Raw genomic sequence first — 26,615 nt, forward strand, 5'->3', positions numbered from 1 at the left:
AATCCATTCTTTTACCAGAAATCGGGCAGGCTGTAGCGATAGGTGTTGGACTGGTGCCAGTTGTGGTTGCCGTCGACCCACGCGGCCACGCCCCGCAGGAAGCGCTGCACGTTCGGGACGGGGCAGGCGGCGGCCAGGGCCGCGGCCTCGGTCTCGAAGTCGTGCATCAGGTCGTTGTGGACCTCGACCGACTTCAGATAGGCGTCCCTCTCGGAGAGGCCCTCGCGCTCGGCGATCACGACGGGCAGGTTCAGGTGCTGCCCGGGAGCGTCGAGCTCCTTGGTGTACGAGTACAGGTCGTTCACGATGGTCGTCGCGTTTCCCGCGAGGGCGATGACCTTCTGCATGGCGGCCTGGGCATGCAGGTCCGCCGGCAGTTCGTAGCCGCCGACGGTGTCGGTGATGGTCGGGCAGGGGCGGAAGTTGTTGAACTGACGCATCGCCAGGTACTCCCACACCTCCGGGACGTGCCCCAGCTGGGCCCAGGCCGCCTCGGCGAGGTACCCCATGTGCAACCGGGCCATGTCGTGCCGGAACCGGTCCGCCTGGGAGGGGCTGGCCGCGCGGACGAAGTACTCCATGGCGGAGCGGTAGGCACGCCGGGGAGCGTCCGAGTGGAGCGACTCGGCCCACTGCGGCTGGTACTCCTTCGTCGTGTACAGGGGGTCGAGGGCGGTGTGCGCCAGCAGAAGACGTTCACCGAGGCCGACGGGCGAGCCCCCGTGGTCCTCGCAGTAGCAGTCGTCCACCGCGTTCTCGGCCACCATCAGGCGCGTGGCGAGCATCAGGTGGTCGACGGTGGGCGCGTCCGGGTGGCAGCCGACCATGTAGCGGCCCACGGAGAAGCCGTCGAACTGCTCCTCCCACTCCTCGGGGTACAGGGAGACCTCGTCCAGCGCCCAGGCCTTGATCCTCCGGCTGACCTCCTCGACCCGCACCGGGTCGGGCTCGGGCACCGGGTGGTGGTAGAGGCCCGGGACCGGCACGCCCTCCGTCGCTCCCGCGGAGGGGAGCGGAGGCGTCGGCGGTTCCTCCCGCGGGACCAGGCGCAGGCCCGCCGTGCCCAGCCCGTTGGGGCCGCGCAGGATCCGGTCCAGGTCGGTGGTCGGCGCAGATGCCGGTGCCGCCGGGACGCCGGGAGCGGGCGGGGCGGATACGGAAGGCGCGGGCGGGGCGGGCAGGGAAGGTGCGGAGGGCGGGCCGCCGAAGACGGCCCCGACATCGCGGGCGCGGGCCGCGGCGGCGGCCAGTACGTGCGTCCCGAAGCGGGAAGCGGCCTCGGGCAGGCTCGACTGCGGCGGTGGCAGTTCGGGCACGGGCATCCATGCTCCTCGGTGGGTGGGCGGCTGTCCCGGGGGCCCTCGGGCATGCGCGACCTCCCCGGAGGGGCCGGGGTGTCGCGCTGCCCTCCGGGCCGGGGCCGTTACTTGGGCCAGCGGGCGATCTGCACGTTCTCCAGCACACCGACCGCGTCCGGCACGAGGATCGCGGCGGAGTAGTAGGTGCTGACGAGGTAGGAGATGATCGCCTTCTCGTCGATGCCCATGAAGCGGACCGACAGACCCGGCTCGTACTCGTCCGGCAGCCCGGTCTGGTGCAGACCGACGACGCCCTGGTCGTCCTCGCCGGTACGCATGACCAGAATCGAGCTGGTCTTCTCCGGCGTGATGGGGATCTTGTTGCAGGGGAGGATCGGCACCCCGCGCCAGGCAGGGACCTGCTGGCCCCCGAGATCGGCGTGGTCGGGGTAGAGCCCGCGCGCGTTGAACTCGCGTCCGATCGCCGCGATCGTCCGGGGGTGCGCGAGGAAGAACTTGGAACCGCGGCGCCGGCAGAGCAGCTCGTCCAGGTCGTCCGGGGTCGGCGGCCCGGAGTGCGTCTGGATGCGCTGCTTGAAGTCGGCGTTGTGGAGCAGACCGAACTCCCGGTTGTTGATCAGCTCGTGCTCCTGGCGTTCGCGCAACGCCTCGATGGTGAGCCGGAGTTGTTCCTTGGTCTGGTTCATCGGCTCGTTGTAGAGGTCGGCGACCCTCGTGTGGACCCGCAGAACGGTCTGGGCGACCGAGAGTTCGTACTCGCGCGGGTGCAGTTCGTAGTCGACGAACGCACCGGGCAGTTCGTGCTCCCCGACGTGACCGGCCGACATCGCGATCTCTGCCTCGCCGCGGTGGTTCTGCCGCCGGTCGGAGAGCGAGGAGAACTCCTCGACGTGGGACCGGAGGGCCGGCGCCGTGGACAGCACGGCCGCGAAGTCGGCGCGTGACAACGTGAGCAGCGTGCCCGAGGTCTCGGCGGTGACGGTGCGGTCCCACCGGCCGTCCCCGTCCAGGAGGGCGTGCTCGCCGAACCGGTCGCCGTCGGCGAGCACCTCCAGCGCGACCTCGTCACCGTAGTTGCCGACGGCGGTCTGGTTGACGCGGCCGTGGGCGATCAGGTGGAGCTTGTCCGCGGGCGTCCCGTGCTCGACCAGCGTCTCGCCCGCCCGGAAGTCCTGCTGGACGCAGCGCCCGGCGAGCGCGGTCAGCACCTCCAGGTCGTCGAAGCCGCGCAGCATGGCCAGTTCGCCGAGCTCGCGGGGGATCACCCTGACGTTGGCGCCGTCCTGGACGAACTCCACACTCCCGTCGCCGACGGTGTAGGACAGGCGGCGGTTCACCCGGTAGGCCCCGCCCCGGGCCTCCACCCAGGGGAGCATCCGCAGCAGCCAGCGGGAGGTGATCTCCTGCATCTGCGGGGCCGATTTGGTCGTGGTGGCCAGATTGCGGGCGGCCGCCGTGCCCAGGCTGGATTGCCGGGGCAGCTCCGGTCGTACTTCCGGGCTCGAGTCAACAGTCATCGGGCAAGCGCTCCTTGGGAGGGCGGCGACACGCGTATGCGGACGTCATCGGGCAACAGGGGAGGAAAGGTGTATGTGACGGGAATCCGTCCAGATCCATGGGAACCCTAGTGGCCGCTTCGCTTTCCGGAGCAAGAAAAGCTGTCGACGTTAACTCGATACGCTGATCGTTCCCACGCGCATGTTTGCCCGAGGACCGACGTGATTCAGCCGCAATCGGCGATGCGTCCGGCAGGTGGCCGATTTGGCATCCAGTGATGCGGTAGTGACGCCCCCGAGCGGCCGGAAGACCTGATCCCTCCCGGCCCAACTCCCCGAAGGCGCAACGGAAATGCCGCCGCGCCCTTCCCCGCCCGGCATTCATGCGGGGCAGGGAAGGGCGCGACGGCACTCGTGGTGAAGAGGGTGTGACGGTGGTGTCCGCGGCTCAGATGTCGCGGAAGATCTCGATCTGCGCGCCCACCGAGTTGAGCCGCTCCGCCAGCTCCTCGTAACCCCGGTTGATGACGTACACGTTGCGCAGGACGGACGTGCCCTCCGCCGCCATCATGGCGAGCAGCACCACCACCGCGGGGCGCAGGGCGGGCGGGCACATCATCTCGGCGGCGCGCCAGCGGGTCGGGCCCTCGACCAGCACCCGGTGCGGGTCGAGGAGTTGGAGCCTGCCGCCGAGGCGGTTCAGGTCGGTGAGGTAGATGGCCCGGTTGTCGTAGACCCAGTCGTGGATGAGGGTCTGGCCGTGGGCCGAGGCGGCGATCGCCGCGAAGAAGGGCACGTTGTCGATGTTGAGCCCGGGGAACGGCATGGGGTGGATCTTGTCGATCGGCGCCTCCAGCTTGGAGGGCCGGACCGTGAGGTCGACCAGGCGGGTGCGGCCGTTGTCGGCGGCGTACTCCGTCGTGCGGTCGCAGTCGACGCCCATCTCCTCCAGCACCGCGAGCTCGATCTCCAGGAACTCGATCGGCACCCGGCGGATCGTCAGCTCGGACTCCGTCACCACGGCGGCGGCGAGGAGGCTCATCGCCTCGACCGGGTCCTCGGAGGGGGAGTAGTCGACGTCCACATCGATGTGCGGGACGCCGTGCACGGTCAGTGTGGTCGTGCCGATGCCGTCCACGCGTATGCCGAGCGCCTCCAGGAAGAAGCAGAGGTCCTGGACCATGTAGTTGGAGGAGGCGTTGCGGATGACGGTGGTGCCGTCGTGCCGGGCGGCGGCCAGCAGCGCGTTCTCGGTCACGGTGTCGCCGCGCTCGGTCAGGACGATGGGGCGGCCGGGGGTGACCGAGTGGTCGACCTGGGCGTGGTAGATGCCCTCGGTCGCGGCGATCTCCAGGCCGAAGCGGCGCAGCGCGATCATGTGCGGCTCGATGGTCCGCGTGCCGAGGTCGCAGCCGCCCGCGTACGGGAGCTTGAACCGGTCCATGCGGTGCAGCAGCGGGCCGAGGAACATGATGATGGAACGGGTCCGGCGCGCGGCGTCCGCGTCGATGGCGTCCATGTCGAGCCGGGCCGGCGGGACGATCTCCAGATCGGTTCCCTCGTTGATCCACCGGGTGCGCACGCCGATGGAGTTGAGCACCTCCAGGAGGCGGTAGACCTCCTCGATCCGGGCCACCCGGCGCAGCACCGTGCGGCCCTTGTTGAGCAGCGAGGCGCAGAGCAGTGCCACGCACGCGTTCTTGCTCGTCTTGACGTCGATGGAGCCCGAGAGCCGGCGCCCGCCGACCACCCGCAGGTGCATGGGCCCGGCGTAGCCGAGCGACACGATCTCGCTGTCGAGCGCCTCACCGATGCGCGCGATCATCTCAAGGCTGATGTTCTGGTTGCCGCGCTCGATGCGGTTCACGGCGCTCTGGCTGGTGGCGAGCGCCTCGGCGAGCTGACTCTGTGTCCAGCCCCGGTGCTGACGGGCGTCACGGATGAGCTTGCCGATGCGTACGAGGTAATCGTCTGACATGGCGAAAGGTTATCTCAGATATGAGATGAGCCATGCGCCGGGGTGTGCCGTTCGGGTGAACGGGTGCGCACGACCGCGTGGCGGTCGCGCTTCCGGGCCCGTACGGGTGGTACGGGCCCGGCGCTCACCGCGCGTTCCATGGTTCCCGCGGGCCGCCCCGACGGCACGCGATGCGCGTCCGTCCGGGGCGGGGGTGGGGTTTCCCGCCGTCAGCCCTCGAAGCCGTTCGCGCGCAGGATGTCGTCGATGCGGGCGCGATGCGCGGCCTCCCACGCGTCGAGGGACTCGCCGGCCTCCTTGTCCGCCTTCTTCCGGGCGTCGGCGAGCACCTGCTCCCGCCGCTCCCGGGGTGTGACCACGATGCCCTCCTCGTCGGCCACCACGATGTCACCGGCGTTCACCGGCACGCCGCCGCACCGCACCGGTCCGCCCAGCGGCCCGACTGCCTTCTTCGTGCCGGGGATGGGGATGACGCCCCTGGCGAAGACGGGGAATCCCATCTCGCGCACCTCGGCGAGGTCGCGGATCACCCCGTCGGCCACGAACGCCGCGATCCCCCGGCGCCGGGCGACGGCGCAGACGTTCCCGCCGGCCAGTGCGTGGTCCACGTCGCCCGACTCGACGACGATGACGGAGCCGGGCTCCGCGCGGTGGATGGCCGCGTGGAGCATGAGGTTGTCGCCCGGCGGGCACCGCACGGTGAACGCGGGTCCGGCGACGCGCGGCATCGGGGACCACAACGGGCGGATGCCGATGTCCATGACCTGTTCGCGTCCCAGGAGGTCGGCGAGGGTGGTCGGCGAGATGTCCTTGAACCCACTGACGTCATTCACGTTTCCGGTCTCTCCTTCGTCGGTCGGTCATTCGGTGATTCGGCCGTTCGTGCTTGTGCGGAGGCGTTTTCCCGTGAGCAACGGGCCTTCGGGTGACGGGTGTTCAGCAGTAGAGGCCGAGGACGCCCCAGCCGCGCCGATCGGCCTCGGTCATGACCTCGCCCCAGTTCCTCAGCAGCATGGCGAACTCGTCGAAGTCCGCGATCCAGCTTCCCGGGGACGCCGCGTGCTTCGCGAACGGCTCCCGCAGCGTGTCGAGTTCGGGCGCGGCCCGGTCCCAGAGTCGCTTGAGCCCCGGCACCTCCTCCGGCGCTGACCACATCAACGTCCGTACGTTCCAGGGGCATTCCGGCTCGGGCTCCTCCTCGCCGTCGCCGCCGTCCATGAACGGAAGGCCGCCCCAGAACAGCGCCGACAGGTAGTGGTCCAGGGTGGTGCGCAGACCGGGGGCGGCGTGGTCGCGGACGTCCTCCCACCGTTCGCCCGCCCAGAAGTGGGGTTTGTAGGAGCCGAGCGTGCCGTGGAATTCGTATCCGAGGCACCAGTCGGCGGCCTCCTCCCTCGGCCGGACCCATCTTGCGGGGAAGGGTGGGCCCCAGGTGGGATCGTCGTCGTCGAAGGCGTCCCGGAGGAGGCCGGACTGCTTGTCCGCCGGGACGGTTCCCAGCCGTTCCCAGTCCACGATCAGTACCTCGATGCATACTCCCATCGCACGGAGGTTAGCCCCCGCCGGTCCGGCGCACCGGTGACCACCTCCCGCACCGGGGCCGCGCGGACACTGTCGCGGCGGCCCTACCCGGCGGTAATCTGCGGGCCCGTCCGCAGCATGGGGGAGTGGTATGGGCACCGTCACGAGGTTCGATCCCGTCACCGAGCACGAGAGGGCCCGCGCCGCACTGGGCGCGGTGATCCCGCGGCTGGTCCGGCTGTTGCGCGACGTCCCCGACGCGGGCGCGGCCTCCGGTGTCCCGGTGTGGACGGTGGGCGACGTCGGCGCGCACCTCGCAGCCGTGTACCTCGGGTACTGCTCCTTGGTCTCCGCCGACGGGGCCGTGGAGTGGGCCGGCCTGCTGCCGTCGGGGGAGGTGTCGTTCGGCGAGCGGATCGCGGCCGTGAACGCCAGGTCCATCGACCTCTTCGGCGGCGAGGAGGGCGCCCGCCCCGGCGATGTCGTCGCCGAGCGGGGCGAGGAGTTCCTGCGGATCACCGGGGGCCTCGCCCCGGACACCCCCGTCGCCGTTCCCTGGTACGGGGAGGGGACGACGATCTCGTTGGCGACGATGACCGGGCTGCTGCTCAGTGAGAGCCTGGTGCACGGCCTGGACGTCGCGCGCGGCGCCGGACTCCCGTGGTCGATCGGCCCGGACGAGGCGGCCCTGGTGATCGGTCAGTCGATGCCGACGATGATGGCGCTGGCCCTGGACGAGGAGAGGGCGCGGGGCGTCGGCATCGCGTTCGACCTCCGGATCAAGGGCGGGCCGCGACTGGCGGTCGTCGTCGAGGACGGGGCGATGACGGTGACCCGCGACGCCCCGCCGCGCGCCTACGACTGCCGGATCACGGCGGCGCCGGTCGCGTTCCTGCTGGTCTCCTTCCGGCGCACGCCGATCTGGAGGGCGATCGCGAGCGGCCGGATGCTGGCCGGCGGCCGCAGGCCGTGGCTCGCCATGCGACTCGGCGAACTCGTCGCCACCCCCTGATCCGGCGGGCGGGGCCGCCGGGCGGTGCGGGCCGGACCCGGTTCATGACCCACATGGCCGCAGGCGGGCGCCGGGGGCACGGCCGGGCATGACCGCGCCACGGTGATGTACTAGAGTTATCTCGACATCGAGATATATGCCGAAGGCGCACGCGTCAGCCAGTTGGTAAGGGTTACCTAACCAAGCCTTACCTTAGCGGATGGCCGGGGCCGTAGGCGGCACCACGCGGCGCCCGCCGTAAGAGAGGCGCGGCGCGGAGTACGCGCACATTGATGAAGGAGACTGTCGTGTCGGCGAACAGCTTCGACGCCCGCAGCACGCTGCGCGTGGGCGACGAGTCGTACGAGATCTTCAAGCTGGACAAGGTCGAGGGCTCCGCGCGCCTCCCCTACAGCCTGAAGGTGCTGCTGGAGAACCTGCTCCGCACCGAGGACGGCGCGAACATCACCGCCGACCACATCCGGGCCCTCGGTGGCTGGGACTCCCAGGCCCAGCCCAGCCAGGAGATCCAGTTCACGCCGGCCCGCGTGATCATGCAGGACTTCACCGGTGTGCCGTGCGTCGTGGACCTCGCCACCATGCGCGAGGCCGTCAAGGAGCTGGGCGGCGACCCGGCGAAGATCAACCCCCTCGCCCCGGCCGAGCTGGTCATCGACCACTCCGTCATCGCCGACAAGTTCGGTACGAAGGACGCCTTCGGCCAGAACGTCGAGCTGGAGTACGGCCGCAACAAGGAGCGCTACCAGTTCCTGCGCTGGGGCCAGACCGCCTTCGACGAGTTCAAGGTCGTCCCCCCGGGCACCGGCATCGTCCACCAGGTCAACATCGAGCACCTGGCCCGTACCGTCATGGTCCGGGGCGGCCAGGCGTACCCCGACACCCTCGTCGGCACCGACTCGCACACCACCATGGTCAACGGCCTCGGCGTGCTGGGCTGGGGCGTCGGCGGCATCGAGGCCGAGGCCGCGATGCTCGGCCAGCCGGTCTCGATGCTCATCCCGCGCGTCGTCGGCTTCAAGCTGACCGGCGAGCTCCCGGCCGGCACCACCGCCACCGACCTCGTGCTGACCATCACCGAGATGCTCCGCAAGCACGGCGTCGTCGGCAAGTTCGTCGAGTTCTACGGGGAGGGCGTCGCCGCCACCTCGCTCGCGAACCGCGCCACCATCGGCAACATGTCGCCGGAGTTCGGCTCCACCGCCGCGATCTTCCCGATCGACGACGAGACGCTGAACTACCTGCGTCTGACCGGCCGCGACGCCCAGCAGGTCGCGCTCGTCGAGGCGTACGCCAAGGAGCAGGGCCTCTGGCTCGACCCGGCCGCCGAGCCCGACTTCTCCGAGAAGCTGGAGCTGGACCTCTCCACGGTCGTTCCGTCGATCGCCGGTCCGAAGCGCCCGCAGGACCGCATCGTCCTCGCCGACGCCGCCCAGCAGTTCGCGCAGGACGTGCGCAACTACGTGGACGAGGTCGACGAGGCGGGCAAGGAGTCCTTCCCGGCCTCCGACGCCCCGGCCGTCACCCCCAACGGCGGTCCGTCCAACCCGGTCACCGTGACCGCCCCCGACGGTTCGACGTACGAGCTGGACCACGGCGCCGTCACCGTCGCCGCGATCACCTCCTGCACCAACACCTCGAACCCGTATGTCATGGTCGCCGCGGCGCTCGTGGCGAAGAAGGCCGTCGAGAAGGGCCTGACCCGCAAGCCGTGGGTCAAGACCACCCTCGCCCCGGGCTCCAAGGTCGTCACCGACTACTTCGACAAGGCGGGTCTGACCCCGTACCTCGACAAGGTCGGCTTCAACCTCGTCGGCTACGGCTGCACCACCTGCATCGGCAACTCCGGCCCGCTGCCGGAGGAGGTCTCCAAGGCGGTCAACGAGCACGATCTGGCCGTGACCTCGGTGCTCTCCGGCAACCGCAACTTCGAGGGCCGGATCAACCCCGACGTCAAGATGAACTACCTGGCGTCCCCGCCGCTGGTCGTCGCGTACGCCATCGCCGGTTCGATGAAGGTCGACATCACCAAGGACGCCCTCGGCGTCGACCAGGACGGCAAGCCCGTCCACCTCGCGGACATCTGGCCGACCGAGGCCGAGGTCAACGACGTCGTGGCGAACGCCATCGGCGAGGACATGTTCAACAAGTCCTACCAGGACGTCTTCGCGGGCGACGCCCAGTGGCAGGCGCTGCCGATCCCGACCGGCAACACCTTCGAGTGGGACTCCGAGTCCACCTACGTGCGCAAGCCCCCGTACTTCGAGGGCATGACCATGGAGACGACCCCGGTCGAGGACATCGCCGGCGCCCGTGTCCTGGCCAAGCTCGGCGACTCGGTCACCACCGACCACATCTCCCCGGCCGGTGCCATCAAGGCCGACACCCCGGCCGGCAAGTACCTCACGGAGCACGGCATCGAGCGCCGTGACTTCAACTCCTACGGCTCGCGCCGTGGCAACCACGAGGTCATGATCCGCGGCACCTTCGCCAACATCCGCCTGCGCAACCAGATCGCGCCGGGCACCGAGGGCGGCTTCACCCGCGACTTCACGCAGGACGGCGGGCCGGTCTCCTTCATCTACGACGCCTCGCAGAACTACCAGGCCGCCGGCACCCCGCTGGTGATCCTGGCGGGCAAGGAGTACGGCTCCGGCTCGTCCCGCGACTGGGCCGCCAAGGGCACCGCGCTCCTCGGCGTCAAGGCCGTCATCGCCGAGTCCTACGAGCGCATCCACCGCTCGAACCTCATCGGCATGGGCGTCCTCCCGCTCCAGTTCCCGGAGGGGCAGACGGCCGAGTCCCTCGGCCTGACCGGTGAGGAGACCTTCTCCATCGCCGGTGTGACCGAGCTGAACGACGGCACCACGCCGCGCACCGTCAAGGTCACCACCGACACCGGTGTGGAGTTCGACGGCGTCGTCCGCATCGACACCCCCGGTGAGGCGGACTACTACCGCAACGGCGGCATCCTGCAGTACGTGCTCCGCAGCCTGATCCGCAAGTAGCCGATCCGGCAGGAGACGACGGGCCGCCCCCCTTCGCACGACGAAGGGGGGCGGCCCTTTCCCGTACCGGCCCACCGGACCCGTACGGCCCGTCACCATCCGTACGCCCGAGGGCGAGCCGCACCCGCCTTCGGGCGTACGGGAATGCGATCGTGGCCCCGCGGGTTCACGCAGCGACAGCGACAGCGGTACGGGAACAGAAGGAGAGAGCGGGAACATCATGGGCGAGCTGATCCTGATCCGGCACGGCGAGACGGAGTGGTCGCGGTCCGGACAGCACACGAGTCACACCGATCTGCCCCTGACCCCCCTCGGCGAACGCCAGGCCCGCGCCCTGGCGCCCCTGCTCGCCGACCGGCCGATCGCACTCACCCTGGTCAGCCCCGCGGTACGTGCCCGGCGCACCGCGGAACTCGCCGGGCTCGCCGCTCCCCGCATCACGCCGGAACTGCGCGAGTGGGACTACGGCGGCTACGAGGGGATCACCACCGACGAGATCCACCGCACCCGCCCCGGCTGGAACCTGTGGACCGACGGGGTCGCCCCCGGGCCCGAGGCGCACCCCGGGGAGACACCCGCCGAGGTGGGTGCCCGCGCCGACCGGGTGCTGGCCGAGGTCGTGGGGGCCGCGGGCCGGGACGAGGGCGAGGACGTTGCGCTCGTCGCCCACTCCCACTTCCTGCGGGTGCTCACCGCCCGCTACCTCGGACTGACCCCGGCCGAGGGCACGTTGTTCCAGCTCGCCACGGGGGCCGTCTCGCGGCTGGGCACCGAGCACGGCCAGCCGGTGATCACGGCGTGGAACGTGACCCTGCCCGAGAGCCTGTTCCCCCGGGCCGTCCCGGAGAGCCCGGAGCGGGACCGGGACCGGGTCCTGTGAACGGACCGGCGGCCGGTGCCCCGGGGGAAGGGGCACCGGCCGCCGGCCGTGACGCGGGAGGAACGCCGGATCAGGAGAACAGCTCCAGCTCCGCCAGCCTGCCCCCACCGGCGAACACCAGGCGGTAGTGCGCGTACGTCCCCGGACGGCTCACCGAGAACACCCTCGTCTGCCGGTCCCAGGCGAACCGTTCGGACCGGCGCCCGTCGAGGTCCTTCCACGTGGTGCCGTCCGACGAGCCCTGGAGGACCCAGCCGGACGGGGCCCCGGCCGCCGTGTCCGACGTCAGTGTGTACCGGACCGCCTCCGTGGCCGAGGGGACCGGCAGGTCCACCGCGGTGACCTCCGCCGAGGTGGCCGACGTGTCGTCGAACAGGGCGCCCTCACCCTTCAGCACGTCCGTCCGCGGCGACGGCACCTCGTCGTCCTCGGTGATCGAGACCGGGGCCGCGCCCTTGCCGGTGCCCCACGACGACGGCTCGGGGCCCATGGCGAAGTCCAGCACACCGCCCCTGGCGAGCAGTTCGTGCGGCAGCGCGGTCGAGGTCCACTTCCTGCCGTTGACCCGCAGGCCCTGCACGTAGACGTTCCTCGCGCTGTTCTCCGGCGCCCGGACGACCAGGTCCCGGCCGTTCTCCAGATGGACCGTGGCCTTCTTGAAGAGCGGGGAGCCGATCGCGTACTCGCCGCTGCCCATGACCAGCGGGTAGAAGCCGAGCGAGGAGAAGAGGTACCAGGCCGACTGCTCGCCGTTGTCCTCGTCGCCGTGGTAGCCCTGCCCGATGTCGCTGCCCGTGTAGAGCCGTCCCAGGACCTCGCGGACCTTCTCCTGCGTCTTCCAGGGCTGTCCGGCCGCGTCGTACATGTAGGTGGCGTGGTGCGCGACCTGGTTGCTGTGGCCGTACTGCCCCATCCGCACGTCGCGCGCCTCGGTCATCTCGTGGATGACACCGCCGTACGAGCCGACGAACTCGGGGCCGGCCGTCTCCGGTGTGGCGAAGTACGTGTCGAGCTTCTTCGCCAGGCCGGCCCGACCGCCGTACAGGTTGGCCAGGCCCCGGCTGTCCTGCGGGGCCGTGAAGGCGTAGCCCCAGCCGTTGGTCTCCGTGTAGTCGTAGCCCCAGACCCGCGGGTCGTAGTCCTTTGCGGGGAGCCGCCAGTCGCCCTCGGCGTCCCTGCCCTGGAAGAAGCCGGCCTTCCCGTCGAAGAGCCGGACGTAGTTGCGGGCGCGGTCCAGGAAGTACGCGGACTCCTCCTTGTACCGGGCCTTCCCGGTCTTCCGGTGGAGGGCCTCGCCCATCCGCGCGATGCCGTAGTCGTTGAGGTAGCCCTCCAGCGACCAGGACAGGCCCTCGTGCGTCGAGGTGTTCGCGTAACCGGTGAACGGGGAGGTCACCATGCCCTTGCGGCCGACGCCCGAGGACGGCGGGACCACCGTGGCGTTCTTCAGGGCCGCCTCGTACGCCGCCTCGGCGTCGAACCGCACGCCCTTGACGTACGCGTCGGCGAACGCGACGTCCGAGGAGGTGCCGGTCATCAGGTCCGAGTAGCCGGGGGACGACCAGCGGGATATCCAGCCGCCGTCCTTGTACTGCTGGACGAAGCCGTCCACCATCTCGCCGGCCCGGTCCGGGGTGAGCAGGGAGTACGCGGGCCAGGTGGTCCGGTAGGTGTCCCAGAAGCCGTTGTTGACGTACACCTTGCCCTCGACGATCTTCGCGCCGGTGTGCGTCGGGGTGTCGGGGCCGGTCTGCGGGGAGAAGGGGCTGGCGTACTTGTCCTTGCCGTCCACCTTCTCGAAGCCCGAGTTCGGGTACAGGTACAACCGGTACAGGTTGGAGTAGAGGGTGGTCAGCTGGTCGGCCGTGGCCCCCTCGACCTCCACCTTGCCCAGGATGTCGTCCCAGGCCCGCTGCGCACGGTCCTCGACCCGGTCGAAGGAGCGGGCGGCCGGGATCTCGGCGGCGAGGTTCCGCTTCGCCTGGTCGACGCCGATGAGGGAGGTGGCCAGCCGCAGGTTCACCGTGCGGTCCTTGCCGGCGTCGAAGCGGAGGTAGCCCGTGACGTCGTCACCGCCGCCGCCGGACAGCTTGCCGCTCGCGGTGACCGGGGCGTCGAAGACGCCGTACACGAACAGCCGGGTCGCGCCGGTCGAGCCGCCGCTCTTCACGTCGGAGAAGCCGGTGAAGGAGCTGGTGGCCGGGTCGAGGGTGAGCCCGCCGTCGTTGGAGACGTTGTCGAAGACGACGCTCGCGTCGTCGCCGGGGTAGGTGAACCGCATCCGGGCCGCGTGGTCGGTCGGGGTCATCTCGGCCCTGAGACCGTTGTCGAAGGTCACCCCGTAGTAGTGCGGCCGCGCCGTCTCGTTCTCGTGGCGGAAGGGCAGCGCCCGTGCCCCGCGGGCGGCGTCCGGGGTGCCGGCGACCGCCGACGGCATCAGCTGGAAGGTCTGCCGGTCGCCCATCCAGGGGCTCGGCTCGTGGCTGGCGCTGAAGGCCTGGAGGGTGGGCAGGTTGTCGTCGTTGTTGCCGCGCGCGTAGTCGTAGAGCCAGCTCGTCGAGCCGGCGTTGGTGACCGGTGTCCAGAAGTTGAAACCGTTCGGCACGGCGGTGGCGGGGAAGTTGTTGCCGCGGGAGAAGGCGCCGCTGGAGTTGGTGCCGCGGACCGTCGAGGCGTAGTCGGACAGATGGGCGCGGCGCTTCTCGGGCGCCTTCGGGGCGATCTCGATGTCGTCGATCCAGCCCTGGAACTTCGCCGTGCCCTCGGGGGAGTCGTACGCCACCAGGACGCGGTCCACCGTCCTGCCCGCCGCGACCGTGCCGATCCCCGACTCGACCCTGTTCCACTGGTTGACGTACAGCCGCTTGGCGTCGGCCTGGCCCTGCGGGGTCAGCAGGCCGCCGTTGCTGTCGGTGGCCCGCAGATCGCTCAGGTACGTGCCGTCCGTGAACGCCAGGTCGACCGCCACGTGCGTCGCCGGGTAGGCGAGGTCCGTCTCGCCCATCTGGGGATACACCAGGTAGGACAGCGAGGTGTCACGGGTGACGGCCGTGTTCACGTCGAAGACCTTGTTGTACGAGTAGCCCCGGCCGTCCGCCTTGTGCGTACCCGCGTACCGCAGGGCCTTCCTGCCGGTGAAGCCCGCGCCGGCCTTGGCCGTGGGGGAGCCGGAGGGGCCGCGCTCGGGCCGGCTGAGCATCTGCTCCGGGGCCGGGGCGGAGGTGTCGCCGTCGGAGAACTGGACGTCGGCGAGCTGGGTGATGTCGGGGGAGCCGTTGTTCTTCGTGATCCGCAGCCGGAAGTGCCGGTAGGCCGTGTCGGAGGTGAAGTCGTACGACTTCGTCCGGAACCGTTCGGTGAAGGTCTGGCCGGTCCGGGAGTCGAGGTCCTTCCAGTCGGTGCCGTCGGCGGAGCCCTGCAGGGTCCAGTCCCTCGGGTCGCGCTCCTCGTGGTCGTTGGCCGAGGTCAGCGCGTACGTCACGACCTCGACCGGTTCGTCCAGGTCGAACTCGACCCAGCCGGCGGGCTCGAAGGTCAGCCACTTGGTGCCGGGCTCCACATCGATCAGGTTTTCCTTGACCTCCCCGCCGCCGGTGTTCTCACCACTGGCGCGGACGTCCGTCACCCGGTCGGTGACATTGCCCGGTATTCCTGCGGAGAAGCCGCCATCGACACCCGATGACCGTTTCCTTCCGTCCGGGCCCTCTTCCACGGTGTTGCGCCAGTCCGGCTGCTTTTCGTCCGCTTCGAAGGAGGACCTGAAGGTTCGTTCCCCCGTGGGGACTTGGCCCTTTCCGGGCGGACCGGACGACTGCGCGGCGGCGGTGGCGGGAGCGGTCGCGACCAGGACGAGCAAGGCCGCGATCAGCGCGACCGTACGGCTTTGTCTTCTGCGAGAACCATGTCGGGGCTGCATGCCGAGCCATTCCTCCCGGGGACGTACGCATGGACAACGTTGTCAAAGAGATGCGCAAGGTCCAGTAGGGAGCCAAGTGCCGGGATGTGTCAAGGGTGTTGGAGGGCAATGGCCGACCGTATCGACCGTAATGCGGAAAACGTTACAGCCGGAGCGGGAGGCGCGGGTTCCAGGTATCCGCGAGGTCTCAACTCGGGAAAGACTGCTGTTCAACCTTGTGTTCGATCTTGCTCAGTTGAGTGTGAGTGGACTATACCTGTCGGCGTCCGCACCGATGTTTCGTCGGTGTGGACGAGGGGGACGCGGGGGGAACGGACGGGAACGGCGCGAGGAATGCGCCCGATGTCCGGACTCCTTCGACCCCCGATGCACGTGGCTAGCCTTGAATCAGCACTACCCAAGCGCAACTGACCGCGGTGGCGGGGCCCTTCGCCTGAGGCGAATTTTCGACGGGCGACCGGTACACACCGCCTGAGTCCTGGAGAAGGCGAGGACTTGAGCATGGGATCCACCTCCGCCCACAAGAATGAGGGCCTCGGCCGTCGCGATGTGATCAAGCGATCTGCCGCACTCGGCCTGATCAGCGTTCCGACGATGGGCTTCCTGTCGGCGTGCGCGAGCAGCGACGGCGGCAGCGACAAGAAGGTCGAGAAGGGCAAGGTCACCAAGACCAACCCGCTCGGCGTCAACGAGACGGCCCCGCTCGAAGTCGTCATCTTCAACGGCGGCTTCGGCGAGCAGTACGCGATCGACGCGGAGAAGAAGTACAACGCGGCGTTCCCGAAGGCCCCGAAGGTCAAGCACGCCGCGACCCAGAAGATCCAGTCGCAGCTGCAGCCGCGCTTCAACGGCGGCACCCCGCCGGACCTGATCGACAACTCCGGCGCCGAGCAGATGGACATGGGCGTTCTTGTCGACAAGAAGCAGCTGTTCGATCTGACCCCGCTGATGGACGCCCCGTCCATCGACGACCCGAACAAGAAGGTCCGCGACACCCTGCGTCCCGGTGTCCTGGAGATGGGCCAGTTCGAGGGCGCCCCGGTCTGGATCATGTACTACGCGTACACGGTCTACGGCGTCTGGTACTCGCAGACCGCGCTCGAGAAGCTCGACGCGGAGTACCCGGAGGACTGGGACTCCATGCTCGCCCTCTGTGCGAAGGCGAAGAAGCAGGGCATCGCCGGCTGGACGTACCCGGGCAAGTACCCCTACTACCTGCCGTTCTCGCTCTACCCGTTCATCGCCAAGATCGGTGGCCGGGAGGTTCTCGACAAGATCGACAACCTGGAGCCGAACGCCTGGAAGGACCCCGCGGTCAAGGCGGCGTTCGAGGCGTACTACGAGCTGTACAAGAAGGGCTACATCCTCAAGGGCACGCCCGGCCTCACCCACATCCAGTCGCAGACCGAGTGGACCAAGGGCAAGGCGCTCTTCATCCCGAACGGTTCGTGGGTGGAGAACGAGGCGGCGCCGACCACGCCCAAGGACTTCAAGATGATGGTCGCGGCCCCGTCCGGCCTGGACGCGTCCGACAAGATGCCGTTCGGCACCATCTGGGCCTCCGGCGGCGAGCCCTTCATCGTCCCGGCCAAGGCGAACAACCCCGAGGGCGGCATGGAGCAGCTGCGCATCATGCTCTCCGAGGAGTCCTCGAAGAACTTCACCAAGCAGGTCAAGTCGCTCAGCGCCTTCAACGGCGGCACCGACGGCCTGACCCTGTCGACCGCGCTGCAGGCCGGTGTCGACGCGCTGAAGAAGGCCGGCGACAACGTGGTGAACCCGCGCATGCAGGACTGGTACGTGAAGCTCCAGAAGGAGCAGATCGGCACGGCGGGCATCGGCGAGATGATGGCCGGCCGCCTGACTCCCGCCGAGGCCATCAAGAAGATCCAGGCCTTCGCCGACGCGGCGGCCCAGGACCAGTCCGTCAAGAAGTACAAGCACCAGTGAGCAACCGTCACCAGCGGCGGCACCCGCGGAAAGATCGGGGTCGGTAAACGATGCAGCACGGCAAGTACCGTTTCATCGTGGGGTTCTTGGTGGCCCCACTGGCGTTGTACGCGGTCTTCGTCATCTGGCCGTTCATCCAGTCCATCTACTACTCGTTCACGGACTGGACCGGCCTGAGCCCGGACTTCAAGATGGTCGGGTTCGACAACTACACGAGGATGTTCAAGGACGACATCTTCTGGAAGTCGCTGCAGCACAGTGTGCTGCTCGTGCTGCTGCTGCCGCTGGTGACGTTGGGGCTGGCGCTGTTCTTCGCCTTCATGCTCAATGTCGGGGGACGACGGCGGAAGAACGCCACGGTCTCCGGTGTGCGCGGGTCGAGTTTCTACAAGATCGCCTACTTCTTCCCGCAGGTGCTCTCGATCGTCATCGTCGCCCTGCTCTTCCAGTTCGCGTTCAACCCGCGCGACGGAATGATCAACTCGACGCTGAAGGGAATCGGCCTGGATTCCCTCCAGCCCGAATGGCTCGGCGATCCGGACCTGGCGCTCATCTGCGTCATGACGGTGCTGATCTGGTCGACGGTCGGATTCTTCGTCGTCCTCTTCTCGGCCGGAATGGCGTCCATTCCCAAGGACTTCTACGAGGCGGCGCTCCTCGACGGGGCCAACCGTTTCACCACGTTCTTCAAGATCACACTGCCGCTGCTCTGGGACACGGTGCAGTCGGGCTGGGTGTACATGGGCATCCTGGCCCTCGGCGTGGAGGCGTTCACCGCCGTACAGGTCATGACCGTGGGCCCCGGCGGCCCCGACTACTCGACCACGGTCCTGCCGCTGTACGTCTACCAGACGGCCTTCCGCGACGGGCAGGCCGGCTACGCGACGACGATCGGTGTCGGACTGCTGGTCGTCACCATGCTCTTCGCCGCCGTCGTGATGCGACTGGGCCGGCGCGAACGGCTGGAGTTCTGATGCCGCGAACGACGGGCGACGGCCCCCGGACCCCCAGCAGGCACCACAGGTCGGCCCCCGTGTCCGGCTCGACAGTACGAGGTGAGTACCCGTGAAGACGACTGACACCCCGCCCGCGGCCCCGGCGGCGGGCCCGGCCCCCGCGGCCAAGAGCCCCGCGCCGGCCGTCGAGGAGAAGAGCAGCGAGGGCAAGGTCCTCAACGTCTTCTCGCACGGTGTGCTGATCATCTGGGCGATCCTGGTCGTCATGCCGCTGCTCTGGGCGGTGATGGCGTCGTTCAAGACGGACGACTCGATCCTGTCGACGCCGTGGGCGCTGCCCGACAAGCTGCACTTCGAGAACTGGTCGCGCGCCTGGAGCCAGGCGCACATGAGCGACTACTTCTTCAACACGATCGTGGTGGTGGGCGGCTCGCTCGTCGGCACGCTGCTGCTGGGGTCGATGGCGGCCTACGTGCTGGCGCGGTTCGACTTCCCGGGCAACCGCTTCCTGTACTTCCTGTTCATCGGCGGGATGAGCTTCCCGATCATCCTGGCGCTGGTCCCGCTGTTCTTCGTGATGAACAACATGTCCCTGCTGAACACGCAGCACGGACTGATCCTGGTGTACATCGCGTACTCGCTGCCGTTCACCGTCTTCTTCCTCACCTCGTTCTTCCGGACGCTGCCGACCTCGGTGGCGGAGGCGGCGATGCTCGACGGGGCCTCGCACACCCGGACGTTCTTCCAGGTGATGCTGCCCATGGCGAAGCCCGGCCTGATCAGCGTCGGCATCTTCAACTTCCTCGGGCAGTGGAACCAGTACATGCTGCCGACGGTGCTCAACACCGACCCGAACCAGCGGGTGCTCTCCCAGGGGCTGGTCGAACTGGCCAACAGCCAGGGGTACAAGGGCGACTGGTCGGGTCTGTTCGCCGGTCTGGTGATGGCGATGCTGCCGGTCCTCGGGGCCTACATCGTCTTCCAGCGCCAGGTCGTCGCGGGACTCACTGCGGGCGCCGTGAAGTAACGGTCCGCCCCTCGCCCCCTCGGCCCGTCGTCCGTACGGGCCGGTCACACGCACCACCCATACGCACCACTCGTACGAACCGCCCGCCGGCTTCCCGCCGGCGGGCGGTTCGCGTGTGCGGGCGGTCGTTCGGGGCGTGAACGGGAGGTGGGCCCGGCGCGGACGGGGCACGGGGCGGGGCACGGACGGAGTGCGGGCCGGACGCGCCGGGCGTGGGCGAGGGTGCTCATCCGAGGCTTCGGTCGCTCAAGGTCTTGACGGGGAGCACCTCAAAACGCTCAGCTTGGAGTTCACATGTTGGAAAGAGAGCTAGGAGTGAGAGAGTCAATGGAGACTCCGGGGTCGCAGACGTCGCTGCATCGCGCCAACCTGGAGCGGGTCGTGCGTGCGGTGCGCATGGCGGGTTCGCTCACCCAGGCCGAGATCGCACGGAGCACCGGCCTGTCAGCGGCCACCGTCTCCAACATCGTTCGTGAACTGAAGGAAGGCGGCACGGTCGAGGTGACCCCCACCTCGGCGGGCGGCCGCCGGGCCCGCAGCGTCTCGCTCAGCGGCGACGCGGGCATCGTGATCGGCGTCGACTTCGGGCACACGCACCTGCGGGTGGCGGTCGGCAACCTCGCCCACCAGGTGCTGGCCGAGGAGGCCGAGCCGCTGGACGTGGACGCCTCGTCCGCGCAGGGGTTCGGGCGGGCGGAACAGCTCGTGAAGCGGCTGATCGAGACGACCGGGATCAGCCAGGACAAGGTGATCGGGGTGGGTCTCGGTGTTCCCGGCCCGATCGACGTGGAGTCCGGCACGCTGGGCTCCACGTCGATCCTGCCGGGCTGGACGGGCATCAACCCCAGCAAGGAGCTCGCGAGCCGGCTCGGCGTGCCGGTGCACGTCGACAACGACGCCAACCTCGGGGCGCTCGGCGAGCTGGTCTGGGGGAGCGGACGCGGTGTCAAGGACCTCGCCTACATCAAGGTGGCCAGCGGCGTCGGCGCCGGCCTGGTGATCGACGGACGGATCTACCGGGGACCGGGCGGCACGGCCGGCGAGATCGGGCACATCACACTCGACGAGTCGGGACCGGTGTGCCGCTGCGGGAACCGGGGGTGCCTGGAGACCTTCGCGGCGGCCCGGTACGTCCTGCCGCTGCTCATGCCCAGCCACGGCCCCGATCTCACCATGGAGCGGGTGGTCCAGCTGGCCCGCGGGGGCGACCCGGGCTGCCGCCGGGTGATCGGGGACGTCGGGCGGCACATCGGCAGCGGGGTGGCCAACCTCTGCAATCTGCTCAACCCCAGCCGGGTGGTCCTCGGGGGCTCGCTCGCCGAGGCGGGCGAGCTGGTGCTCGCGCCGATCCGGGACTCGGTCTCCCGGTACGCCATCCCCAGCGCGGCCCGTCAACTGTCGGTGCTGCCGGGCGCGTTGGGCGGCCGGGCCGAGGTGCTGGGCGCACTGGCCCTGGTGCTCAGCGAGATGGGGGATTCACCCCTTTTGGAGAGCACCCTGCCGACGGGCACTCCTGCCTTCACTTAGATAACGAATGGCACCGTTGTCATCTCGTTAAGGATTTACTCCTTGACGCTGACGTTGCAGCCGAGTTGACTGCCAGCCACCTCGGCCGCAACGTTGCGGCCTCGTCAGGGAGGCAACCCGTAATGAACGCAACGACGCGACGCCTGGTCATAGGAACGGCCGCGATCTCGATGGCCCTCTCCCTCGCCGCCTGCGGCAAGGCGGGCGACGACAAGGACTCCGGCAGCGGTGGCGACGGCAAGACCATCGGTCTGCTCCTGCCGGAGAACAAGACCACGCGTTACGAGACGTTCGACCGTCCGATCATCGAGGACAAGATCAAGTCGCTGTGCGGCGACTGCGAGATCAAGTACAACAACGCCGCGCAGGACACCGAGACCCAGAAGAAGCAGTTCGACGCGCTGGTCACCCAGGGTGTGAAGGTCATCATCCTGGACACCGTCGACTACAAGGCCGCCAAGTCCTGGGTCCAGCAGGCCGCGAAGAAGGACGTCAAGGTCGTCGCGTACGACCGTCTTGCCGAGGGCCCGATCTCCGCCTACGTGTCGTACGACAACGAGAAGATCGGCCAGCTCCAGGGCGAGGCGCTGGTCAAGGCGCTGGGCGCCAAGGCCGAGGACAGCAATGTCGTCATGATCAACGGTTCGCCGACCGACCCGAACGCCCCCTTCTTCAAGAAGGGCGCGCACAGCGTCCTCGACAAGCAGGTCAAGAAGGTCGTCTACGAGCAGGACATCCCGGACTGGTCGCCGGACGAGGCCAACAAGAAGATGGGCGCGGCCATCGACTCCCTGGGCAAGGACGGCTTCCAGGGCGTCTACTCCGCCAACGACGGCATGGCCGGCGGCATCATCACCGCCCTGAAGAAGCAGGGCGTGAAGGTCCCGGTCGGCGGCCAGGACTCCGAACTCGCCGGTCTGCAGCGGATCATCGCGGGCGAGCAGGCCTTCTCGATCTACAAGCAGATCAAGCCGGAGGCCGAGACCACCGCCGAGATCGCCGTCAGGCTGCTCAAGGGCGAGAAGATCGACGACCTGGCCCCGGTCAAGGTCGACAGCCTCTCGGGCGAGTTCAAGGGCATCCCCTCGAAGCTGTACGACGCCTCGGTGGTGACCAAGGAGAACATCGCCTCCACGATCATCGCGGACAAGGTGTACCCGGTCGAGAAGATCTGCGCCGACGAGTACAAGGCGGCCTGCGACGCCGCCGGCATCAAGTAGTACCCGCCGGCAAGCGTCCCCCCCCGGTCCGGTCCGGCGCCCGCCCCGTCACATGCCCCGCAGCAGGGGCGGGCGCCGGACTTCCCGCCGGTTCCGGTCACCCGGGCACGGCCGTCCTCCGGGACGGACCACGGGCCCGGCCGGGCGGAACCTCCCGACCGGGTCCGGCCCTCGGCGCGCGGTCGTCCCCCGGCGACGACGTTCCGAGGCGGACCCGTCCGGAGACCTCCCGGCCGGCGCCCGAACACCTCCCGGCCGCCCCCGCGGCCCGGTGACCGGCACCGCCCCCTTGAGCTCAGCAGCACCATCCCCGCCGGTCAGGCGGCGAAGGAGATGATTCACGTGTCCGCTACGCCCGTGCTGGCGTTGCGCGGAATCTCCAAGCGGTTCGGCGCCGTCCAGGCGCTCACCGATGTGGACCTGGAGATTCGTTCCGGCGAAGTGGTCGCCCTGGTCGGCGACAACGGCGCCGGCAAGTCGACCCTCGTCAAGACCATTTCGGGCGTCCACCCGATCGACGAAGGCGCCATCGAGTGGGAGGGCGAGACGGTCCGGATCAACCGGCCCAACGACGCCCAGGAGCTCGGAGTCGCCACCGTCTACCAGGACTTGGCCCTCTGCGACAACCTCGACGTGGTCGCCAACCTCTTCCTCGGCAGCGAACTGCGCAGGGCCTCGGTCCTCGACGAGATCGCGATGGAGAAGCGCGCCAAGGAACTGCTGGACACCCTGTCCATCCGGATCCCCAGCGTCCGTATCCCGGTCGCCTCGCTCTCCGGCGGTCAGCGCCAGGTCGTGGCCATCGCCCGCGCCCTGATCGGCGACCCCAAGGTCGTCATCCTCGACGAGCCGACCGCCGCCCTCGGCGTCGAGCAGACCGCCCAGGTCCTCGACCTCGTCGAGCGGCTGCGCGAGCGCGGCCACGGCGTCATCCTCATCAGCCACAACATGGCCGACGTGCGCGCGGTCGCCGACAAGGTGGCGGTGCTGCGGCTGGGCCGCAACAACGGAGTCTTCGACGTGGCGACCACGTCCCACGAGGAGATCATCTCCGCGATCACCGGCGCCACGGACAACGCCGTCACGCGCCGCCAGGCACGCACCGCCACGAAGGAGGGAGCGAAGTGAGCGACCTCGCCAAGACCCCCGAGACCTCTGCCGAGGCCCCCCGGGTCTCCACCGATAAGACCACCGCACCGTCGGCGGCCCCCGTCCCCGCGGTGGACCCGCGCCTGCTGGTCCGCGAGGAGGGACTCAAGGGCTACTGGTCCGAGTTCACCCGCAAGGTGCGCGGCGGCGAGCTCGGCTCGCTGCCGGTCCTCGTCGGACTGATCGTCATCGCGATCGTCTTCCAGCTCCAGAACAGCAACTTCCTCTCCGCCAGCTCCGTCGCCAACATCGCCGTCTACAGCTCCGGCCTCGGCATCATGGCGGTCGGCATCGTCTTCGTGCTGCTGCTCGGCGAGATCGACCTGTCCGTCGGCTCGGTCGCCGGCGTCGGCGCGGCCGTCTGGGCCGTGCTCAACGTCAACCACGGCTGGAACGACTGGCTGGCGGTCCTCGTCGCGGTGCTCTCCGGCACGGCGCTCGGCGCGCTGCACGGCTTCTTCTTCGCCAAGATCGGTGTGCCGGCCTTCGTCGTCACCCTGGCCGGGTTCCTCGGCTGGAGCGGTCTGCAGGAATGGATGATGGGCGGTGAGGGCTCGATCAACACCCCGAGCGGCAGCATCGTCGAGAACCTCACCAACTACTTCTTCGAGGACAAGGCCGCCGGATACGGCCTCGCCCTGGTCGCGGTCCTCGCGTACGCCGCCTCGCTCCTGGTGGACGGCCGGCGCCGCCGGTCCGCGGGCCTGCCCGCCCGCCCGACCAGCGAGATCGCGCTCCGCACGGGCATCGTCGCGATCCTGTGCTTCGCCGTCGCGTACGTGCTGAACGAGCCCTCGGGCGCCCGCGGCCTGCCGCTGGCCCTGGTGCTCTTCCTCGCCGTGCTGGTCGTCGCGGACTTCGTGGCCCGCCGGACCGCCTTCGGCCGCCAGGTCTTCGCGGTGGGCGGCAACCCGGAGGCGGCACGCCGCGCCGGCATCAGCGTCGACCGCATCCGGATCACCGTCTTCGCGCTCTCCGGCATGCTGGGCGCCTTCGGCGGCCTCTTCATCGCGAGCCTGTCCGGCGGCGCCACCAAGAGCGTCGGCGGCGGCAACACGCTGATGCTGGTCATCGCGGCGGCCGTCATCGGCGGCACCAGCCTCTTCGGCGGCCGGGGCAAGGTCTGGTCCGCACTGCTCGGCATGATCGTGATCCAGTCGATCCAGCAGGGCCTGAACATGATCGGCATGGCCAACGCCATCCAGTACATGATCACGGGCGCCGTCCTGCTGGCCGCCGTGGTCATCGACTCGGTCTCGCGCCGCACCCAGAAGACGGCGGGCCGCGCGTAGCGTCACGAGGACGGCGGGCCGCACGACGTCCACGAGGCGGGCGGCCCGCCCCCCGCCCGGCCCGGTGCCCGGCGCCCCCGCACGGGCGCCGGGCACAGCCGTGTCACCGCCCCGCCGGGGCGGGATGTGACCGACGGAACACGGTCACGTGCATGGGGCACGACGGTGTGTACGGAATACGTACCGAACACACCGCCCGATGACCCCGCACGCGACCGGAACATTAGACTCGTCGGATCGGCATGCTCGACCAGCTCAAGACGCAAGGAGGCACGGGTGGCCCTGCTGACCCGCATCGGTGGACCGCGTGACCTGGACCGGCTCACACCCGAGCAGCTGGACCAGCTCGCCGAGGAGATCCGGACCTTCCTCGTCGACGCCGTGTCGAAGACCGGTGGCCACCTCGGCCCCAACCTGGGAGTGGTCGAGCTGACCATCGCCCTGCACCGGGTCTTCGACTCGCCGAAGGACAAGGTGCTGTTCGACACCGGCCACCAGAGCTACGTGCACAAGCTCCTCACCGGCCGGCAGGACTTCTCGAAGCTCAAGAGCAAGGGCGGCCTCTCCGGCTACCCCTCCCGCGCGGAGTCCGAGCACGACGTCATCGAGAACTCGCACGCCTCCACGGTGCTCGGCTGGGCCGACGGCCTCGCCAAGGCCAACGAGGTGCTGGGCAAGGACGACCACGTCGTCGCGGTCATCGGTGACGGAGCTCTCACCGGCGGCATGGCCTGGGAGGCGCTGAACAACATCGCCGCCGCCAAGGACCGCCCGCTCGTCATCGTCGTCAACGACAACGAGCGCTCCTACGCGCCGACCATCGGCGGCCTCGCCAACCACCTCGCCACGCTGCGCACCACCGACGGCTACGAGCGCTTCCTGGCCCGCGGCAAGGACATCCTGGAGCGCACCCCCGTCGTCGGCCGGCCGCTGTACGAGACGCTGCACGGCGCCAAGAAGGGGCTGAAGGACTTCATCGCCCCGCAGGGCATGTTCGAGGACCTCGGCCTGAAGTACGTGGGACCGATCGACGGCCACGACATCGAGGCCCTGGAGTCGGCGCTCCAGCGTGCCAAGCGCTTCGGCGGCCCCGTCATCGTGCACTGCATCACCGAGAAGGGCCGCGGCTACACCCCGGCTCTCCAGGACGAGGCGGACCGCTTCCACGCCGTCGGCAAGATCCACCCGGACACCGGGCTTCCCATCTCCAGCTCCGGCCTGGACTGGACCTCGGTCTTCGGCGAGGAGATGGTCAAGCTCGGCAAGGAGCGCGAGGACATCGTCGCGATCACCGCGGCCATGCTCCAGCCGGTCGGCCTGACCAAGTTCGAGAAGGAGTTCCCGGACCGGATCTACGACGTCGGCATCGCCGAGCAGCACGGCGCGGTCTCCGCGGCCGGGCTCGCCACCGGCGGACTGCACCCCGTCTTCGCGGTGTACGCCACCTTCCTCAACCGCGCCTTCGACCAGGTCCTGATGGACGTCGCGCTGCACAAGTGCGGTGTGACCTTCGTCCTGGACCGGGCGGGGATCACCGGCACCGACGGCGCCTCGCACAACGGCATGTGGGACATGTCGATCCTGCAGTGCGTGCCCACGCTGCGGATCGCCGCCCCGCGCGACGCCGACCAGGTCCGCGCCCAGCTGCGCGAGGCCGTCGAGGTCGACGACGCCCCGACCGTGGTCCGCTTCTCCAAGGGCGCGGTCGGCCCGGCGGTCAAGGCCGTCGGGAGGGCCGGCGGCATGGACGTGCTGCGCGAGCCCGGCACCGACCGGCCGGACGTCCTGCTGGTCTCGGTCGGCGCGCTGGCCCCGATGTGCCTGGAGATCGCGGACCTGCTGGAGGCCCAGGGCATCTCGACGACCGTGGTCGACCCGCGCTGGGTCAAGCCGGTCGACGAGGCGATGGCCCCGCTCGCCGAGCGGCACCGGGTCGTCGTCACCGTCGAGGACAACAGCAGGGCCGGCGGTGTCGGCTCGGCCGTCTCCCAGGCACTGCGCGACGCCGGGGTCGACGTACCGCTGCGCGACTTCGGCATCCCGCCGCGCTTCCTCGACCACGCCTCCCGCAAGGAGGTCCTGGCCGAGATCGGGCTGACCGCGCCGGACATCGCCCGCCAGGTCACCGGCCTGGTCGCCAAGCTGGACGGCCGCTTCGGGGACGCCGACCCCCGCTCCGTGATCGAGCCCGCCCGCGACTGACACCCCGCGGCCGGCCGTTCGCACCGTTACGACGAATGGGCCGGGCGGGCCACTCCGCACGAGTGGTCCGCCCGGCCCATTCGCGTGAAATCACCCGCCGTGGAACCCTTCGGGGCCGGGGCGGTCCCGAACATGGCGTACACGACGAGTGCGTGGAGGTACGCC

The 26,615-nt window shown here is 69.5% G+C and carries 17 protein-coding genes; 11 read left to right on the forward strand and 6 right to left on the reverse strand.

The window, feature by feature from the left end; all coding sequences use genetic code 11:
- Nucleotides 1-11: 11 nt before the first annotated feature.
- The 5 genes from ABZZ04_RS17770 to ABZZ04_RS17790 all read right to left on the reverse strand — a co-directional run bounded on the left by ABZZ04_RS17770 (nucleotide 12) and on the right by ABZZ04_RS17790 (nucleotide 6,335).
- Nucleotides 12-1,322, reverse strand: coding sequence for a family 2 encapsulin nanocompartment cargo protein terpene cyclase (locus tag ABZZ04_RS17770; RefSeq protein ID WP_356933138.1), 1,311 nt, complete (start codon nucleotides 1,320-1,322; stop codon nucleotides 12-14).
- Nucleotides 1,323-1,423: 101 nt separating this feature from the next.
- Nucleotides 1,424-2,836 carry a family 2B encapsulin nanocompartment shell protein gene (locus ABZZ04_RS17775; protein WP_356933139.1) on the reverse strand — a complete coding sequence of 471 codons (1,413 nt, stop codon included), beginning with the start codon at nucleotides 2,834-2,836 and terminating at the stop codon, nucleotides 1,424-1,426.
- Nucleotides 2,837-3,263: 427 nt separating this feature from the next.
- Nucleotides 3,264-4,793: a UDP-N-acetylglucosamine 1-carboxyvinyltransferase gene (locus ABZZ04_RS17780; RefSeq protein ID WP_266688079.1), complete on the reverse strand. Its 1,530-nt coding sequence runs from the start codon at nucleotides 4,791-4,793 to the stop codon at nucleotides 3,264-3,266.
- Nucleotides 4,794-5,002: 209 nt separating this feature from the next.
- On the reverse strand, nucleotides 5,003-5,626 hold the full coding sequence (locus ABZZ04_RS17785) for an RraA family protein (RefSeq protein WP_356933140.1): 624 nt from the start codon (nucleotides 5,624-5,626) through the stop codon (nucleotides 5,003-5,005).
- Between the two features lie 103 nt (nucleotides 5,627-5,729).
- Nucleotides 5,730-6,335, reverse strand: coding sequence for a hypothetical protein (locus tag ABZZ04_RS17790; protein WP_356933141.1), 606 nt, complete (start codon nucleotides 6,333-6,335; stop codon nucleotides 5,730-5,732).
- A 130-nt stretch (nucleotides 6,336-6,465) separates the two neighbouring features.
- On the opposite strand from ABZZ04_RS17790, the gene ABZZ04_RS17795 reads away from it, so the two are divergent.
- The 3 genes from ABZZ04_RS17795 (at nucleotide 6,466) to ABZZ04_RS17805 (ending at nucleotide 11,211) form a co-directional block, all read left to right on the forward strand.
- The gene (locus tag ABZZ04_RS17795; protein ID WP_356933142.1) at nucleotides 6,466-7,326 is read left to right on the forward strand and encodes a maleylpyruvate isomerase N-terminal domain-containing protein; all 861 of its coding nucleotides are present in this window, start codon (nucleotides 6,466-6,468) and stop codon (nucleotides 7,324-7,326) included.
- Between the two features lie 287 nt (nucleotides 7,327-7,613).
- Nucleotides 7,614-10,331: an aconitate hydratase AcnA gene (gene acnA / locus ABZZ04_RS17800; protein ID WP_356933143.1), complete on the forward strand. Its 2,718-nt coding sequence runs from the start codon at nucleotides 7,614-7,616 to the stop codon at nucleotides 10,329-10,331.
- Between the two features lie 220 nt (nucleotides 10,332-10,551).
- Nucleotides 10,552-11,211 (forward strand): histidine phosphatase family protein, encoded by a 660-nt coding sequence (locus tag ABZZ04_RS17805; protein ID WP_356933144.1) that lies wholly within the window; start codon nucleotides 10,552-10,554, stop codon nucleotides 11,209-11,211.
- Between the two features lie 70 nt (nucleotides 11,212-11,281).
- Here the strand turns inward: ABZZ04_RS17805 and ABZZ04_RS17810 are convergent, their stop codons facing one another.
- Nucleotides 11,282-15,127 (reverse strand): GH92 family glycosyl hydrolase, encoded by a 3,846-nt coding sequence (locus tag ABZZ04_RS17810; protein WP_356933145.1) that lies wholly within the window; start codon nucleotides 15,125-15,127, stop codon nucleotides 11,282-11,284.
- A 501-nt stretch (nucleotides 15,128-15,628) separates the two neighbouring features.
- Between ABZZ04_RS17810 and ngcE the strand changes: the two genes are divergently transcribed.
- The 8 genes from ngcE to dxs all read left to right on the forward strand — a co-directional run bounded on the left by ngcE (nucleotide 15,629) and on the right by dxs (nucleotide 26,450).
- Nucleotides 15,629-17,077 carry an N-acetylglucosamine/diacetylchitobiose ABC transporter substrate-binding protein gene (gene ngcE / locus ABZZ04_RS17815; protein ID WP_356933146.1) on the forward strand — a complete coding sequence of 483 codons (1,449 nt, stop codon included), beginning with the start codon at nucleotides 15,629-15,631 and terminating at the stop codon, nucleotides 17,075-17,077.
- A gap of 50 nt (nucleotides 17,078-17,127) precedes the next feature.
- On the forward strand, nucleotides 17,128-18,051 hold the full coding sequence (locus tag ABZZ04_RS17820) for a sugar ABC transporter permease (RefSeq protein WP_356933147.1): 924 nt from the start codon (nucleotides 17,128-17,130) through the stop codon (nucleotides 18,049-18,051).
- A 91-nt stretch (nucleotides 18,052-18,142) separates the two neighbouring features.
- Nucleotides 18,143-19,060, forward strand: a complete 918-nt coding sequence (locus ABZZ04_RS17825) for a carbohydrate ABC transporter permease (RefSeq protein WP_148839988.1) — start codon at nucleotides 18,143-18,145, stop codon at nucleotides 19,058-19,060.
- A gap of 327 nt (nucleotides 19,061-19,387) precedes the next feature.
- Complete coding sequence (locus ABZZ04_RS17830) at nucleotides 19,388-20,587, forward strand: ROK family transcriptional regulator (RefSeq protein ID WP_351831514.1); 1,200 nt, start codon at nucleotides 19,388-19,390, stop codon at nucleotides 20,585-20,587.
- A 122-nt stretch (nucleotides 20,588-20,709) separates the two neighbouring features.
- A complete protein-coding gene (locus ABZZ04_RS17835) occupies nucleotides 20,710-21,807 on the forward strand; it encodes a substrate-binding domain-containing protein (protein WP_356933148.1) in 1,098 nt (365 codons plus the stop codon).
- 333 nt (nucleotides 21,808-22,140) lie between these two features.
- On the forward strand, nucleotides 22,141-22,935 hold the full coding sequence (locus ABZZ04_RS17840) for an ATP-binding cassette domain-containing protein (protein ID WP_356933149.1): 795 nt from the start codon (nucleotides 22,141-22,143) through the stop codon (nucleotides 22,933-22,935).
- The gene (locus ABZZ04_RS17845; RefSeq protein WP_356933150.1) at nucleotides 22,932-24,248 is read left to right on the forward strand and encodes a sugar ABC transporter permease; all 1,317 of its coding nucleotides are present in this window, start codon (nucleotides 22,932-22,934) and stop codon (nucleotides 24,246-24,248) included. The genes ABZZ04_RS17840 and ABZZ04_RS17845 overlap by 4 nt, the downstream gene beginning before the upstream one ends.
- Nucleotides 24,249-24,524: 276 nt before the next feature.
- On the forward strand, nucleotides 24,525-26,450 hold the full coding sequence (dxs, locus tag ABZZ04_RS17850; RefSeq protein ID WP_356933151.1) for a 1-deoxy-D-xylulose-5-phosphate synthase: 1,926 nt from the start codon (nucleotides 24,525-24,527) through the stop codon (nucleotides 26,448-26,450).
- Nucleotides 26,451-26,615: the final 165 nt, after the last annotated feature.

It is taken from the genome of Streptomyces sp. NPDC006435 (assembly GCF_040612315.1).
In the GTDB taxonomy this organism is placed as follows: domain Bacteria; phylum Actinomycetota; class Actinomycetes; order Streptomycetales; family Streptomycetaceae; genus Streptomyces.

Coding starts and splice junctions, on each gene's coding strand:
- ABZZ04_RS17770 (WP_356933138.1), bottom strand. CDS start 1,322: ATGCCCGTGCCCGAACTGCCACCGCCGCAGTCGAGCCTGCCCGAGGCC.
- ABZZ04_RS17775 (WP_356933139.1), bottom strand. CDS start 2,836: ATGACTGTTGACTCGAGCCCGGAAGTACGACCGGAGCTGCCCCGGCAA.
- ABZZ04_RS17780 (WP_266688079.1), bottom strand. CDS start 4,793: ATGTCAGACGATTACCTCGTACGCATCGGCAAGCTCATCCGTGACGCC.
- ABZZ04_RS17790 (WP_356933141.1), bottom strand. CDS start 6,335: ATGGGAGTATGCATCGAGGTACTGATCGTGGACTGGGAACGGCTGGGA.
- ABZZ04_RS17795 (WP_356933142.1), top strand. CDS start 6,466: ATGGGCACCGTCACGAGGTTCGATCCCGTCACCGAGCACGAGAGGGCC.
- ABZZ04_RS17805 (WP_356933144.1), top strand. CDS start 10,552: ATGGGCGAGCTGATCCTGATCCGGCACGGCGAGACGGAGTGGTCGCGG.
- ABZZ04_RS17810 (WP_356933145.1), bottom strand. CDS start 15,127: ATGCAGCCCCGACATGGTTCTCGCAGAAGACAAAGCCGTACGGTCGCG.
- ngcE (WP_356933146.1), top strand. CDS start 15,629: ATGGGATCCACCTCCGCCCACAAGAATGAGGGCCTCGGCCGTCGCGAT.
- ABZZ04_RS17820 (WP_356933147.1), top strand. CDS start 17,128: ATGCAGCACGGCAAGTACCGTTTCATCGTGGGGTTCTTGGTGGCCCCA.
- ABZZ04_RS17830 (WP_351831514.1), top strand. CDS start 19,388: ATGGAGACTCCGGGGTCGCAGACGTCGCTGCATCGCGCCAACCTGGAG.
- ABZZ04_RS17835 (WP_356933148.1), top strand. CDS start 20,710: ATGAACGCAACGACGCGACGCCTGGTCATAGGAACGGCCGCGATCTCG.
- ABZZ04_RS17840 (WP_356933149.1), top strand. CDS start 22,141: ATGATTCACGTGTCCGCTACGCCCGTGCTGGCGTTGCGCGGAATCTCC.